This is a genomic window from Microbacterium sp. DMC48 (genome assembly GCF_056313825.1).
On record NZ_JBQUZN010000003.1, the window covers coordinates 1,006,754 to 1,020,678 of the forward strand.

The 13,925-nt window shown below is 65.8% G+C and carries 15 protein-coding genes; 9 read left to right on the top strand and 6 right to left on the bottom strand.

Annotated elements, in window-relative coordinates:
* Positions 1–4: 4 nt before the first annotated feature.
* The 5 genes from gyrB to dnaA form a co-directional block, all read right to left on the bottom strand.
* A complete protein-coding gene (gene gyrB, locus ACT53O_RS04580; protein ID WP_036319504.1) occupies positions 5–2,044 on the bottom strand; it encodes a DNA topoisomerase (ATP-hydrolyzing) subunit B in 2,040 nt (679 codons plus the stop codon).
* 123 nt (positions 2,045–2,167) lie between these two features.
* Complete coding sequence (locus tag ACT53O_RS04585) at positions 2,168–2,653, bottom strand: DciA family protein (RefSeq protein ID WP_036319506.1); 486 nt, start codon at positions 2,651–2,653, stop codon at positions 2,168–2,170.
* On the bottom strand, positions 2,646–3,848 hold the full coding sequence (gene recF, locus ACT53O_RS04590; protein WP_036319508.1) for a DNA replication/repair protein RecF: 1,203 nt from the start codon (positions 3,846–3,848) through the stop codon (positions 2,646–2,648). Before recF ends, ACT53O_RS04585 begins: the two co-directional genes overlap by 8 nt.
* 60 nt (positions 3,849–3,908) lie before the next feature.
* The gene (gene dnaN / locus ACT53O_RS04595) at positions 3,909–5,051 is read right to left on the bottom strand and encodes a DNA polymerase III subunit beta (protein WP_036319509.1); all 1,143 of its coding nucleotides are present in this window, start codon (positions 5,049–5,051) and stop codon (positions 3,909–3,911) included.
* A 464-nt stretch (positions 5,052–5,515) separates the two neighbouring features.
* On the bottom strand, positions 5,516–6,934 hold the full coding sequence (gene dnaA / locus ACT53O_RS04600) for a chromosomal replication initiator protein DnaA (RefSeq protein ID WP_036319510.1): 1,419 nt from the start codon (positions 6,932–6,934) through the stop codon (positions 5,516–5,518).
* Between the two features lie 327 nt (positions 6,935–7,261).
* Between dnaA and rpmH the strand changes: the two genes are divergently transcribed.
* The 9 genes from rpmH to ACT53O_RS04645 all read left to right on the top strand — a co-directional run bounded on the left by rpmH (position 7,262) and on the right by ACT53O_RS04645 (position 13,520).
* Positions 7,262–7,399 (top strand): 50S ribosomal protein L34, encoded by a 138-nt coding sequence (gene rpmH / locus ACT53O_RS04605; RefSeq protein ID WP_005054680.1) that lies wholly within the window; start codon positions 7,262–7,264, stop codon positions 7,397–7,399.
* Between the two features lie 10 nt (positions 7,400–7,409).
* A complete protein-coding gene (rnpA, locus tag ACT53O_RS04610) occupies positions 7,410–7,748 on the top strand; it encodes a ribonuclease P protein component (protein ID WP_476151469.1) in 339 nt (112 codons plus the stop codon).
* On the top strand, positions 7,721–8,131 hold the full coding sequence (gene yidD / locus ACT53O_RS04615) for a membrane protein insertion efficiency factor YidD (RefSeq protein WP_036319589.1): 411 nt from the start codon (positions 7,721–7,723) through the stop codon (positions 8,129–8,131). Before rnpA ends, yidD begins: the two co-directional genes overlap by 28 nt.
* A 3-nt stretch (positions 8,132–8,134) precedes the next feature.
* On the top strand, positions 8,135–9,262 hold the full coding sequence (yidC, locus tag ACT53O_RS04620; protein WP_082013772.1) for a membrane protein insertase YidC: 1,128 nt from the start codon (positions 8,135–8,137) through the stop codon (positions 9,260–9,262).
* Between the two features lie 28 nt (positions 9,263–9,290).
* Positions 9,291–9,797, top strand: a complete 507-nt coding sequence (locus ACT53O_RS04625; RefSeq protein ID WP_294982461.1) for a Jag family protein — start codon at positions 9,291–9,293, stop codon at positions 9,795–9,797.
* Positions 9,798–9,802: 5 nt separating this feature from the next.
* On the top strand, positions 9,803–10,456 hold the full coding sequence (gene rsmG / locus ACT53O_RS04630; protein ID WP_476151470.1) for a 16S rRNA (guanine(527)-N(7))-methyltransferase RsmG: 654 nt from the start codon (positions 9,803–9,805) through the stop codon (positions 10,454–10,456).
* A gap of 752 nt (positions 10,457–11,208) precedes the next feature.
* The gene (locus tag ACT53O_RS04635) at positions 11,209–12,144 is read left to right on the top strand and encodes a ParA family protein (RefSeq protein ID WP_036319591.1); all 936 of its coding nucleotides are present in this window, start codon (positions 11,209–11,211) and stop codon (positions 12,142–12,144) included.
* Positions 12,144–13,169 carry a ParB/RepB/Spo0J family partition protein gene (locus ACT53O_RS04640; RefSeq protein ID WP_476151471.1) on the top strand — a complete coding sequence of 342 codons (1,026 nt, stop codon included), beginning with the start codon at positions 12,144–12,146 and terminating at the stop codon, positions 13,167–13,169. The genes ACT53O_RS04635 and ACT53O_RS04640 overlap by 1 nt, the downstream gene beginning before the upstream one ends.
* Positions 13,170–13,178: 9 nt before the next feature.
* Entirely contained in the window at positions 13,179–13,520 is a 342-nt protein-coding gene (locus ACT53O_RS04645) for a hypothetical protein (protein WP_036319515.1), read from the top strand.
* A gap of 58 nt (positions 13,521–13,578) precedes the next feature.
* Here the strand turns inward: ACT53O_RS04645 and trxA are convergent, their stop codons facing one another.
* Positions 13,579–13,902 carry a thioredoxin gene (gene trxA / locus ACT53O_RS04650; RefSeq protein ID WP_005054661.1) on the bottom strand — a complete coding sequence of 108 codons (324 nt, stop codon included), beginning with the start codon at positions 13,900–13,902 and terminating at the stop codon, positions 13,579–13,581.
* Positions 13,903–13,925: the final 23 nt, after the last annotated feature.

Consider the following 13,925-nt stretch of genomic DNA (forward strand, 5'->3'; position numbering starts at 1 on the left):
GGCATCAGATGTCGAGGAAGCGGACGTCCTTGGCGTTGCGCTGGATGAAGCTGCGTCGCGACTCGACGTCCTCACCCATGAGCACCGAGAAGATCTCGTCCGCTGCGGCCGCGTCATCGATCGTCACCTGACGGAGCGTGCGGGTGTTGTGGTCCATGGTCGTCTCCCACAACTCCTTCGGGTTCATCTCTCCGAGACCCTTGTATCGCTGGATGCCCGACTCCTTGGGAATGCGCTTGCCCCCGGCCAGACCGTCGGCAAGGAGCGCATCGCGCTCGCGGTCGCTGAACACGTACTCGTGCTCGGCATTGGTCCACTTCAGGCGATACAGCGGCGGCATGGCGAGATAGACGAAGCCGGCCTCGATGAGTCCGCGCATGTAGCGGAACAGCAACGTCAGCAGCAGCGTCGTGATGTGCTGGCCGTCGACGTCGGCATCGGCCATCAGCACGATCTTGTGATACCGCGCCTTGGCGACGTCGAAGTCCTCGCCGATGCCGCAGCCGAACGCCGAGATGATCGCCTGGATCTCGTTGTTGCCGAGCGCACGGTCCAATCGCGCCTTCTCGACATTGAGCACCTTGCCGCGCAGCGACAGGATCGCCTGCGTCTCGGGGTCGCGACCGCGGACGGCCGAGCCGCCGGCCGAGTCGCCCTCGACGAGGAAGATCTCACTGATCGACGGGTCTTTGCTCGTGCAGTCCTTGAGCTTGTCGGGCATGGATGCCGACTCGAACACGCTCTTGCGGCGCGCGGTCTCGCGCGCCTTGCGTGCGGCCAACCGTGCCGTGGCGGCATCGATGGCCTTCATGATGACGCGCTTCGCCTGGGCGGGGTTGCGGTCGAGCCAGTCGGTGAGCTGATCGCCGACGACCTTCTGCACGAACGCCTTCGCCTCGGTGTTGCCGAGCTTCGTCTTGGTCTGTCCCTCGAACTGCGGTTCCGACAGCTTCACGGAGATGACGGCGGTGAGGCCCTCGCGGATGTCCTCGCCCGTGAGGTTGTCGTCCTTCTCCTTGAGCAGGCCCTTCTCACGCGCGTACTTGTTGATGTACGTGGTCATCGCCGCGCGGAAGCCCTCTTCATGGGTGCCGCCCTCGTGCGTGTTGATCGTGTTCGCGAAGGTGAAGACGTTCTCGGTGTAGCTCGTGGTCCACTGCATGGCGAGCTCGAGCGAGATGTGGCGCTCCGTGTCCTCGGATTCGACCTCGATGATCTCGTCGTTGACGACCTCGGCCTTGCGGATCTTGTTGAGGTACTCGACGTAGTCCACCAGTCCGCGCTCGTAGTGGAAGTCGTCGAAGGGCTGCTTCTCGACGGCCTGGCCGTCCTCACCGTCGACGAGGTAGGCCGACGAGGGACGCAGATCACTCAGCGTGATGCGCAGCCCCTTGTTGAGGAACGCCGTCTGCTGGAAGCGCGTGCGCAGGGTGTCGTAGTCGAAGTCGATCGTCTCGAAGATCGACGCGTCCGGCCAGAACGTGATGGTCGTGCCGGTCTCCTCGGTCGCCTCGTCCTGGCTCAGCGGGGCCTGCGGCACACCGCCGTCGCGGAACGACTGCCGCCACACGTGTCCCTGCCGACGTACTTCGACATCCAGCCGGGTCGACAGCGCATTGACCACCGACGAGCCGACGCCGTGCAGTCCACCGGAGACCGCATACCCGCCGCCGCCGAACTTGCCGCCGGCGTGGAGCACGGTCAGCACGACCTCCACGGTCGACTTGCCCTCGGTCTTGTGCATGTCGACCGGAATGCCACGACCGTTGTCGACCACGCGGATCGCGCCGTCTTCGAGGATCGTGACCGTGATGGTGTCGCAGTAGCCCGCGAGTGCCTCGTCGACGGAGTTGTCGACGATCTCGTACACGAGGTGGTGGAGGCCGCGCTCACCGGTCGAGCCGATGTACATGCCGGGGCGCTTGCGCACCGCCTCGAGGCCTTCGAGCACCTGGATGGCGTCGGCCCCGTAATCGTTCTCGACCTTCTGTGACTGCTTCGGAGGAAGTTCCTGAGGAACGCTGTCGGGGGTATCGGACGTCATAGGTTTCGAGCGCTCCTGGATGGTCGATCAGAGACGTCTCATTCTACCCCCACACGACCCTCGAAAGCCCGGAGAAGGCCCCTGTGGCGCCCTGAAATCGTTCCAGATGCCCTCGGACCCTCTTCAGCCGTAGGTATCGCGAGGACCCCGCCCTGGAACGGCTCTGGGGCCCCATTTCCATGAGGGGACGTCCGGTCCCACGAATCGGACATTCTGCACCCCGGCATCCGGGAAGCGCCGCATCAGCTGCGTCACGATCTCCGCGCGCATCAGCTGCAGGTTCTTCGCCCACGCCGTCGAGTCGCACTGCACGGTCAGAAGTCCGTCGGCGAGGGCGACGGGGTGCGCGTGGCGGGCCGTCTCCTCACCGGCGACATCCGTCCACTGCAGGACGAGGTCTTCGCGCGCCAGCTGCGCGTCCCAGCCCGACTGGCGTGTGAGGTCCGAGAGCACGTCGGCGACCCCCTTGGGATCGCGGCCGGGAGCGAACGGCTGTTTGTCATCGTCGTCGACAGAGCGCTTCTTGCGCCGGCGTGCCGTGCGCGCAGACGGCTCCAGGCCGCGCAGGCGCAGATACGTGCCGATCGTCTCCGGGATCTCGTCACTCATCGTCGACCTTCGCATCCTCGTCCGCGTCGGCGGCCACGATCGTTCCCGCGACCACGCGCACCGTCCGCGCGCGCAGTGCGGCAGGCACATCCTCCTCGACGGCGGCCGTGACGACCACCTGCTCGTAGCCCTCGACGAGTGCCGCCAGACGCGAACGGCGATCGGCGTCGAGCTCGGCGAAGACATCATCGAGGATGAGCACCGGATCGCCCAGCTGCGACTGCGCACGCAGAAGCTCTGCCGACGCGAGACGCAGGGCGAGGGCGACCGACCAGGATTCACCGTGCGATGCGTAGCCCTTCACCGGCAGGCCGCGCACCCGCAGCAGGAGATCATCGCGATGTGGACCGACCAACGTCAGCCCTCGTTCCAGCTCCGACGCGCGCACCGCGACGAGCTGCTCGCGGAAGATGCGCTGGATGTCCCCGGCACCCAGCCCCCTCACGGTCGCCGGCGAGCCGTCGACGGCCGCGATGTCGTCATCGTCGGGGTCGAGGCCGCCGATGGAGAGCATCCACTCCATCTCGGGCCGATGGTCGGCGCCGGCGATCGCGGTGTAGGCCCGCGCGACGGGACCGGCGAGATCGTCGACGAGGGCGAGTCGCGCGCGGATCACGTCGGTGCCGAGCTGGACGAGCTTGTCGTCCCAGACGTCCAAGGTGGACAGTGCATCCCCACGCACGCCACGCGCACGCGCCGACTTCAGCAGAGCGGTGCGCTGCTTGAGGACACGGTCGTAGTCGGAGAGCACTCCCGCCATCCGCGGCGCGCGCTGGATGAGGAGCTGGTCGGCGAAGCGGCGGCGCGCGGAGGGATCGGACCGGACGATCTGCAGATCTTCCGGCGCGAACAGGACGACCTGGGCGTAGCGCGGAAGCTCCGACGTCTTCACCGGTGAGCCGTTGACGCGCGCCTTGTTGCTGCCCGTCCGGTTCACCTGTGCCTCGAGCATCACGCGCCGATCACCGTACGCGAGACGCATGCGCACGATGGCGGCATCCGCGCCGTCGCGCACCATCGGAGCGTCCTGCGACACGCGATGCGACCCGAGGGTGGCGAAGAAGCCGATGGCTTCGGCGAGGTTCGTCTTGCCCTGGCCGTTGCGGCCGACGAAGACGTTGGCGCCGGCATCCAGCGTGACGTCGGCGGCCGCATAGTTGCGGAAGTCGACGAGGCTGAGCTGCTCCACGATCACCGACCCAGCCTATTCGGCGGTGCCGACTCCCGACGGTGCGCCGGGAGAGCGCAGAAGACGTCAGCGCAGCAGCAGGTTGGGCTGCAACAGGTACTTGAAGCTCTCGGGCGTCCCCGACGTCTGCGGCGTGATCAGCACGGGGCTGAGCTTGTTGGCGTTGTCGCTGGACGTGAAGGTGATCCGCGCGAACTCGCTCTTGACGGCTCCGAGGGCCTCGAGGAGGTACTGCGGGTTCAGTCCCAGCGTCACGTCCTCGCCGGTGAGGGTCGCATCGACCGACTCGGTCGCCCGGGCCTGCTCGGTGCCCGAGGCATCCATCGAGACGCCGTCCGCGGTGAACGTGAATCGCAGCGGCGCGGAGCGGTCGAGAACGAGGGCGACGCGACGGACCGCTTCGGCCAGCTCCGCCGTGTTGACGACGGCGTAGTGATCGGTCTGCTCGGGGAAGAGGCGACGCACCGGAGGGAAGTTTCCCTTGATCAGCAGCGAGGTCACCGTCTTGTTGCCCGCGGTGAAGGCGATGATCTCGCGATCGCCGGATCCGGAGAACGAGATCTGGATGTCGCCGGAGTGCGCGAAGGTCTTTCCGACCTCGGTGAGCGTACGCGCGGGCACGAGTGCGGTCGTCGACTCGTCGCTGGCGACACCCCCGCCGTCGAACTTCACGTCGCGCAGGGCCACACGGTAGCGATCTGTCGCGACGAGGCTGAGTTCGGTGCCCGCCACCTCCAGCTGGACACCGGTGAGCACGGGGGTGACGTCGTCACGGGAGGCAGCGAAGGCCACCTGGGCGATCGCGGTGGCGAAGTCCTCCGCCGGCACGAGTCCCGACTCGCCCGAGACCTCGGGGATCGCGGGGTATTCCTGCACCGGCATCGACGCGAGGGTGAAGCGTGCGGACCCGCAGGTGAGCAGGATGCCGTCGTCCTCGCCGACCTCGATCTGGATGGGCGCGTTGGGCAGTCGGCTCGCGATCTCGGACAGCAGCCGTCCGTGGACGAGGATGGTGCCCGGATCGTCGACCGTCGCCTCGATCGTCGTGCGCGCCGACGCCTCGTAGTCGAAGGCCGCCAGCGACAGGCCGTCCTCGGATGCCTCGATCAGCACACCCGCCAGGATCGGCTGCGGGTTTCGCTGCGGCAGGAGCTTGACGACGAACGACACGGCCTCGCTGAACACATCGCGATTCACGTGGAACTTCACTGGCGCTCCCTTGACGTCGAGTAGGGCCCTCCCATGCTAGTGCCACGATCCGAACGGATTGACCCGGCATCCTTTCGCCGTCCCTCAGCCCTCGACACCGTGAGGTGATCGAATCGGATTCCTTGATGAAGTTCTCTGTCATGGTGTTAACGGCTGTGGAAACTGTGGAGAACTCGACCGATCCCTGTCGCGACAGGGAAACCACACGCGTGTAACTTGTGGGCACCCTGCGGAGAGTCGGTGGGCGAGGTCGACGATGTCGGCCCCGTCGTCCGATCGTCATCCACAGCCCACCGTCATCGACTCACAAGACTCCACGGGGATGCCGAGTTATCCACAGTCTGTCCACACTGTGCAGAACGCGTATATTGGCGCCGCCTGTGTGAGGCTGTCAAGCACGATCTGCGCGAAAAGACCCCCGGTGACGACACCGAGGGTCTTTGAGGCCCCGACGGGGCGGCTGCTCAACGTCCGACGCGGCCGAGCTGCGTCGTGATCTCGGAGACCTGGTTGTAGATGGAGCGCCGCTCCTTCATCAGCTCGCTGATCTTCTTGTACGCGTACATCACCGTGGTGTGATCTCGGTTGCCGAACAGCTGCCCGATCTTCGGGAGGGAAAGGCTCGTGCGCTCCCGGCACAGGTACATGGCGATCTGACGTGCGGTCGCGATGGACTGGGACCGACTCGACCCGTACAGGTCGTCCACCGACAGTCGGAAGTACTGGGCGGTGGCCGTGATGATGTCGGTCGGTGAGATGACGTTCGCGTCGTCGGTGTCGACGATGTCGCGCAAGACCGTCTGGGCGAGCGAGATGTCCAGCGTCGAGCGGTTCAAGCTCGCGAAGGCGGACACACGGATCAGTGCGCCCTCCAGTTCGCGGATGTTGCTCGACACCTTGGTGGCGATGTACTCGAGGACGTCGTCGGGAACGAGGAGGCGCTCGGACTGCGCCTTCTTGCGCAGGATCGCGATGCGGGTCTCGAGGTCCGGGGCCTGGACGTCGGTGATGAGGCCCCACTCGAAGCGGCTGCGCATGCGGTCTTCGAAGCCGGTGAGGTGGCGCGGTGGCACATCGCTGGTGATGACGACCTGCTTGTCGTGATCGTGGAGCGTGTTGAAGGTGTGGAAGAACGCTTCCTGCGTCTCTGCTTTTCCCTGGAGGAACTGGATGTCGTCGATCAGCAGGATGTCGACATCGCGGTAGCGAGCCTGGAACGCGGAGCCGCGGTTGTTGGCGATGGAGTTGATGAAGTCGTTGGTGAACTCTTCGCTGGAGACGTATCGCACGCGGATGCCGGTGTAGAGACTGAGCGCGTAGTCGCCGATCGCGTGCAGGAGGTGGGTCTTGCCCAGCCCCGAGTCACCGTAGATGAAGAGGGGGTTGTAGGCCTTCGCGGGCGCTTCGGCGACGGCGACGGCCGCCGCGTGTGCGAAGCGGTTGGACTGACCGATCACGAAGTTGTCGAAGCTGTACTTCGGATTCAGGCGTGTGTCATTGCGGGAGGGTGACGCCGCCGTCTCCGCGTAGTCTTCGGCGGCCGGCCGGGCGATCGGGACCGGCGCGGATGCGGATTGCACGGGAACCGGAACCGTCAGATGCGCGTCGGCGAGCTCGGGGTTCACCACCACACGGAACGACGATGCCGCCGGCTCGGCGTCGACGCGGGCCAGAGCCTCCATGATGGGTGCCCGCAGACGCTTGTTGAGCTGAGCCGCGGTGAGGTCGTTGGGCACATCGAGGTACAACGTGCCGCTCATGACTCCCTGGGCGACGGCGAGATTGATGAAGCCCTGCAACTGCGGAGTGACGCGCTCGTCTCCGGAGAGCTCTTCCAGCACGGCGGTCCAGACGGGGACATCTGGAATTTCGTGCTGTGACATGTCCCCTCCGGGGGTGGGATCGGTGCGGGGCAGGGCGACATCGACGATGATCGAACCTGTGGATAACTACCGCAGTCACGGTAGTCAGCGACCCCGCGAAGAGCAAAATCCACTGTAGATCCGCCCCGCGTGTCTTGACCACACGCTATCCACAGTCGGTGGATAATGACCCGTCCGGGTGCTTCGGTTTGAGTTCTTGTGGTTCTCGACGTAGCCTTAGTCGGTTGACTTATGCCCTGGGGCGCCTTCGGACGCTCCTGGACAGTCCCTGTACCCCGTGTCCCCGGTCTAGAGCGTTCGGGTGACCGCCGATCCGGAGTGATCCTCATGAGCAAGCGCACGTTCCAGCCCAACAACCGCCGCCGCGCCAAGAAGCACGGCTTCCGCGCCCGCATGCGCACGCGTGCCGGCCGTTCGATCCTGTCGGCGCGCCGCGCCAAGGGTCGCACCGAGCTGTCCGCCTGATCCGACGAAAGTGCTGGCGCGCGGGAACCGCATCACCCGCGGGGCGGAGTACAAGACCGTCGTCCGCAGGGGTGTCCGCTGTGCCGCGCCGCACACCGTGACGTACGTCACGACCTCGACGGAGCAACGGCCACCGCGTTTCGGCTTCATCGTCAGCAAGCAGGTGGGCGGTGCGGTCGTTCGCAACACCGTTCGTCGACGCCTGAAGGCCGTCTGCGCGCAGGCGATCGACGATGTCCGCCCGGGAGCGGACATCGTCATCCGCGCGCTGCCGAGCGCTGCCTCCGCCGACTTCACGCAGCTGCGCGACGAGGTCACGAGATGTCTGATGCGACGGGCCGCCGCGTGAGTACGACCACCCTCCCCTCGTACTCTCTCGGCACGGGCCACCTCACGGCATCCGGTGTGCTCTCGTCCATCCCACTCCTGCCGCGCAACGCCGGGCTTCTCGTGCTCCACGGCTATCGCGCGACGATCTCGCATCTGTACGGCGACGTCTGCAAGTACTATCCGTCGTGCTCTGCCTACGCGGTCGGAGCGGTTCAGCAGCATGGCCTCGTCAAGGGATCAGCGCTCACCGCTGCCCGCCTTGCGCGCTGTCACCCCTGGGCGCGTGGTGGAATCGATGATGTGCCCTTGCACGAGAACTTTCGACACGAGCTGACCCGGTTCGGTTTCGTCGTGCCATCCACAGGTGAGGCGTCGCCCGACGCGTCGCCGAGAAAGGACTGATCCGTGCTGGATCTTCTGTACGCCGCCGCCGCGGCGACACCGACCCCCGTCGTGCCGACGCCGACCACGCCGGCGCCGTCGTCGAGCCTCGACTTCTTCAGCACCATCATGTGGCCGTTCAAGTGGATCGTCGAGGCGATCCTGGTGTTCTGGCACTGGATCTTCACGTCGCTCGGTCTCCAGGCCGACGCCGGACTCACGTGGGTGCTCTCGATCATGGGCCTCGTGATCGTCGTCCGCAGTGCCCTCATCCCTCTCTTCGTGCGTCAGATCAAGAGTCAGCGCAAGATGATGGAAATTGCCCCTGAACTGCGAAAAGTTCAGGAGAAGTACCGAGGCAAGAAGGATCAGCTCTCGCGCGAGGCGATGAGCCGCGAGACGATGGCTCTGTACAAGAAGCACGGCACGACGCCGGTGTCGAGCTGTTTGCCGCTGCTGGTGCAGATGCCGATCCTGCTCGGCATGTTCTACACGCTCAGTGATGTGAAGAAGCACGCCGAGTGGGGTGTGGGCGGTGTGGGTCTGCTGAGCAAGGACCTCACCTGGCAGTTCTACGAGGCGAAGCTGTTCGGTGTCGCCCCCCTGCACACCAGCCTCGTCGAGGCCATCAATCAGAAGCCGGACGGCTGGGAAGCGACCGTCGCGATCCTGATCGTGCTCGTGGTGTTGATGATCGCCTCGCAGTTCATCACTCAGCTGCAGATCATCTCGAAGAACCTCTCCCCCGAGGCCAAGACCGGCCAGGCCTACCAGATGCAGCGCATCATGCTCTACATCCTGCCGTTGGCCTTCATCTTCTCCGGCATCTTCTTCCCCCTGGGCGTGGTCCTGTACTGGTTCACGTCGAACATCTGGACCATGGTTCAGCAGTTCCTCGTGATCCGAAACCTGCCGACGCCCGGCTCCGAGGCGGCCAAGGCGCGCGAAGAGCGGCTCGCCCGCAAGGGCAAGGCGATCGATGCACAGGGGAAGATCGTGCCGTTGGAGAAGTACCAGGCCGAGCAGCAGCGTCTCTATGAAGAGGCCCAGAAGGCGAAGGCCGCAGCTCCCAAGCGTCAGCAGCCGGTGAGCAAGCAGCGCGCGAAGAAGCAGTCGCAGGCGCCGAAGAACAAGCCCACCACCGATTCCTGACCGGATCGACGATTCTCCGAGGACCCTCATGAGCACGATTTCCGAGAGCGACGCGTCCGAGCGTCCCGTTGCGACCACCGAGCAGCTCGAGCAGGAAGGTGACATCGCGGCCGACTACCTCGAGGTCCTGCTCGACATCGCCGATATCGATGGCGACCTTGCTCTGGACGTGCGCGGAGGCCGCGCCTACGTGTCGGTCGAGAACGACGATGCCGAGAGCCTTCGGCTGCTTTCCGAGCCCGACACGGTACAGGCACTGCAGGAGCTCGTGCGCATCGCCGTGCAGACGAAGACCGGCCGCTTCTCGCGTCTGATCCTCGACGTCGGTGGATCCCGCGACGCGCGTCAGCGTCAGCTGGAGAAGCTCGTCGATCGTGCGATCGCCCGACTGGATGAGGGTGCGTCGCAGGCGTCGCTTCCCGCGATGACGAGCTATGAACGCAAGCTCGTGCACGACATCGTCGCCGACCGCGGCTTGATCTCGGAGTCGTACGGCGATGGCGCCGATCGTCACACGGTGATTCGTCGCGCCTGACGCCCATGGACGATGTTTCACGTGAAACAGTTGCGATGGAGTCGGAGCCGTCCTCGGCGCTCGTCGTCTTCGGAGACCGCCTGCCGCTTGCGCGCCGGTTCACCGCCGCTCTTGGCGCGCACGGGGAGGAGCGCGGCCTGATCGGCCCACTCGAACCTCCTCGGTTGTGGAACCGGCATATTCTCAACTCCGCCATCGCGGCCCCGCTCTTCCCCACCGGCGGGCGCGTGGCGGACGTCGGATCCGGCGCCGGCCTTCCGGGGCTCGTGCTCGCCATCGCCCGGCCGGATGTGCAGTGGGTCCTCATCGAGCCGATGGAGCGCCGCGTCGCGTGGCTTGAGGAGCAGACGGCTGTCCTCGGTCTCGACAACGTCGAGGTGGTACGCGCACGCGGCGAAGAGTGGACCGGAGGTCCGGTTCTGGATGCCGTCACCGCGCGTGCCGTGAGCGCCTTGCGCACTCTGATCCCGGTGACCGCTCCCCTGCTGCGCCCGGGTGGGGAACTGGTGCTGCTCAAGGGCGCCAACGCGGAGAATGAGATCACTGCTGCGGAGAAGGCGATCCGTCGCTACAAGCTCACGGATGTGCGTGTCGAGACCGTCGGCGAAGGTGTCATCGACGAGCCGACGCGTGTTCTCCGCGCGACACGCGCTGCCTGATTCCTCGAGTCCGTCGCGGAGCATCCACCGTGGTCTGCGTGCGGGCTTGTGGCCGTTTCACGTGAAACACCCTCGTTGTCTCTCCGCCTCCACGCTGGGGAGATTGACAACCAGAGGTGACGCGGTCCTCGCAAGGATGGGCCGTTGAGTGTGTGCGGCGAGTCGATACGCGGTGTTCACTTCCCTCGACACCGCGGGTCGCTCCACGCGGATGTCGGCCGTGACGTACCGACTGGGTGGCGCGCTCGTAGTCAAGGACCAGCGCCGCCATCGTCGGTCGTTGCGCGCGCGCAAAGCCTGCTTGTTTCACGTGAAACATTCCCGGTGATGATCTGGGTGGTGCGTTCGCTGTCTGGATGGCGCTCACCGTTTCACGTGAAACGTCACCTGTGGCGTTTCGACTCGGTGCTACGCACCTCACTCAACGACCGGGTGTCACAATGATCGGTCGTTGAGTGGGCGTGGCGAGTCGAAGCCGAGCGCTCAGCTGTCGGAAGGCCGCGCGTGGTTTTACGTGGAACGCTGGTAGGAGCGCTACGACGCCGCGCGGCGGACGTCGTTCGCGGTGCGCGTGGTGCGGCAGCCGTAACTACCGGTCGTTGAGCGAGCGGACCGAGTCGAAACGGAGCAATCGGATCTCGAGACGCGTCTCATGGTTTCACGTGAAACGGCGGCGAGGAACGGGTTCGACGTCGGTTCACGTCGGACGCCTCGACTACAGTAGAGAAGTCCCGCGAAGACAGGAGTTGATGGTGCCGGAATCGGAGAATGCGACCGCACCCGCACCCTTCTCCATCGATGACAGCCCGATCGCTCGGGAGCTGGCCGACCTGACGTCCCGCCGCAAGGCGCTGGATGCCGTTGATGTGACGTTCACGGGCGACACCCGCGTCTTCACCGTGTCGAACCAGAAGGGCGGCGTGGGAAAGACCACGACCACCGTGAACCTCGCGGCCGCTCTGGCGTCGCTCGGCGCGCGTGTGCTGGTGATCGATCTCGATCCCCAGGGAAACGCATCCACCGCACTGGGTGTGCCGCATTCCGCGGATGTCCCCAGCGTCTACGACGTGCTCATCGACGAGTTCCCCCTCGCTGACATCATCCAGGTGAGCCCGGAGTCCCCCAATCTCCTCTGCGCACCCAGCACCATTCATCTCGCCGGCGCAGAGATCGAACTCGTGTCGCAGGTGGCGCGTGAACACCGCCTCCGTACGGCGCTCGATGACTTCCTCTCGACGACCTCCGAACGTGTGGACATCGTCCTCATCGACTGTCCCCCGTCTCTGGGGCTTCTCACGATCAACGCCTTCACGGCGGCGAGCGAACTGCTGATCCCCATTCAGTGCGAGTACTACGCGCTCGAGGGTCTGAGCCAGCTCCTGGGCAGCGTCCGCATGATCCAGAAGCACCTGAATCCGCGTCTGCATCTGTCGACGATCCTTCTCACGATGTACGACGGCCGCACGCGTCTTGCTCAGCAGGTGGCCGACGAGGTGCGCCAGCATTTTCCGCAGGAGGTGCTGCGAACAGTGATCCCACGCTCGGTGCGCGTCTCGGAGGCACCGAGCTTCGGGCAGACCGTCATTGCGTACGACGGCCAGTCGGCGGGCGCTGTGTCGTATCGCGAAGCGGCGGTCGAATTGGTCCAACGCGCTCAGCGCACCCCCGCGAACGAGGAGAACTCCTGATGGCGAAACGTACCGGTCTCGGCCGCGGAATCGGCGCACTGATCCCGACCGGAGACAGCGCGGAGGCCCGTCCCGTCGACGTCTTCTTCCCCGGGGCTTCGTCTGCCGTGGCCGCGGCGACCGTCGAGTCCGCGGATCGTGCCGATGTCGGCGCGGACGTCACGGATGCCGCGGCACTGGGCGGTGGAGACACGGAACTGGTCGCGGTGCCGGGAGCCCGACTGATCACGATCGACCCGAACGACATCGTTCCCAACCCGCGGCAGCCGCGCACGAACTTCGATCCCGATGATCTTGCCGAGCTGGTCCACAGCGTCCGTGAGTTCGGGGTGCTGCAGCCGGTCGTCGTCCGCCTCAACGACGAGGGCAAGTATGAGCTGATCATGGGGGAGCGCCGCACGCGCGCCTCCCGGGAAGCCGGTCTGACGTCCATTCCCGCGATCGTGCGGGAGACCGCCGACGAGGACCTGCTGCGTGACGCGCTCCTCGAGAACCTGCATCGCTCGCAGCTGAACCCGCTCGAAGAGGCCTCGGCGTATCTTCAGCTGCTCGAGGACTTCGGCATCACGCAGGAGCAGCTGGCGACGCGCATCGGTCGGTCGCGGCCGCAGATCAGCAACACGATCCGACTCCTCAAACTGCCCATGCCGGTGCAGCAGCGGGTCGCGGCGGGAGTCATCAGCGCGGGTCACGCGCGCGCAATCCTGTCCCTGGACGATGTCGACGCCATGCAGCGACTGGCCGACAAGATCATCAACGAGGATCTCTCCGTGCGGGCCGCGGAAGCGGCTGCAAAGGGTGTCGCGGATGCCGGCTCACGCCGGGTCGCACCTAAGGCGGGCGCCCGCCGTGCGCACCTCGACGACGTCGCCCAGCGCCTCGGAGACCGTCTCAACACCAAGGTGAAGATCACGCTGACGGCGCGAAAAGGCCAGATCAACATCGATTTCGCTACGGTGCAGGATCTCAACCGCATTCTCGGCGAACTCGGTGAGGACGGCTACGGCGTCGGAAGCGGCGCGTAGGCTGGAGGGGTGACCGACGACCCCTCGCTCCCGCGCCGTGCCAGCCTCGAGCTGTTGCGCGCCGAGGCGGCCGACGAGTTGTCGGTGCTCGTGGAGGAGCGCATCCGCGAGGGGGAAGACCCGTGGGACTTCATGGAAGACCTGCCCTCGGTCGACGAGCTCGTCGTGCTCACCCTGCGGGCGGAGAACATCGCCTCCGACGGCGGCAACAAGCCGACGGCGTCGCGCAACTACCGGGTGCTGCGACAGATCGCGTTGCAGTATCCGCCGCTGACGCGCGCGGTCTGGCGCCTGCTGGGAAGCGAACCGCACCGCCGCTGGGATGCGTCGGTGCGAGCCGAGGCATCCTGAACGACGGTGCGGTTCAGAGGTGGCGTGCCGCCCTGGGCGGACGCGGGCTGTGGATCGCTCAGCCGAGGTAGGCGGCGAGGTCCTGCTCGAGGGCGAACTTCGGCTTGGCGCCGATGATCGTCTTCTCGACCTGGCCCTTGTTGAACACCTTCATCGCGGGGATCGAGGTGATCTGGTACTCCATGGCGAGGTTGGGGTTCTCGTCGACGTTGAGCTTGAGGACCGTGATCTTCTCACCATTCTCCGACTGGATCTCGTCGAGGATCGGTCCGACCATGCGGCACGGACCGCACCAGGCGGCCCAGAAGTCGACCAGCACGGGTCCCTCAGCGTCGATGACGTCCTGCTGCCAGGTGCTCTCGCTCGTGGCCTTGGCGGTCATGTCTGTCTCCTTCGTTGTGAGCC

Bases quoted from the DNA above. Each gene is read 5' to 3' on its own strand.
- gyrB (WP_036319504.1), bottom strand. From the start codon at position 2,044: ATGACGTCCGATACCCCCGACAGCGTTCCTCAGGAACTTCCTCCGAAG.
- yidD (WP_036319589.1), top strand. From the start codon at position 7,721: ATGTCTGATGCGACGGGCCGCCGCGTGAGTACGACCACCCTCCCCTCG.
- trxA (WP_005054661.1), bottom strand. From the start codon at position 13,902: ATGACCGCCAAGGCCACGAGCGAGAGCACCTGGCAGCAGGACGTCATC.
- rsmG (WP_476151470.1), top strand. From the start codon at position 9,803: ATGGACGATGTTTCACGTGAAACAGTTGCGATGGAGTCGGAGCCGTCC.
- ACT53O_RS04625 (WP_294982461.1), top strand. From the start codon at position 9,291: ATGAGCACGATTTCCGAGAGCGACGCGTCCGAGCGTCCCGTTGCGACC.
- ACT53O_RS04640 (WP_476151471.1), top strand. From the start codon at position 12,144: ATGGCGAAACGTACCGGTCTCGGCCGCGGAATCGGCGCACTGATCCCG.
- dnaA (WP_036319510.1), bottom strand. From the start codon at position 6,934: ATGTCACAGCACGAAATTCCAGATGTCCCCGTCTGGACCGCCGTGCTG.
- rpmH (WP_005054680.1), top strand. From the start codon at position 7,262: ATGAGCAAGCGCACGTTCCAGCCCAACAACCGCCGCCGCGCCAAGAAG.
- ACT53O_RS04585 (WP_036319506.1), bottom strand. From the start codon at position 2,653: ATGAGTGACGAGATCCCGGAGACGATCGGCACGTATCTGCGCCTGCGC.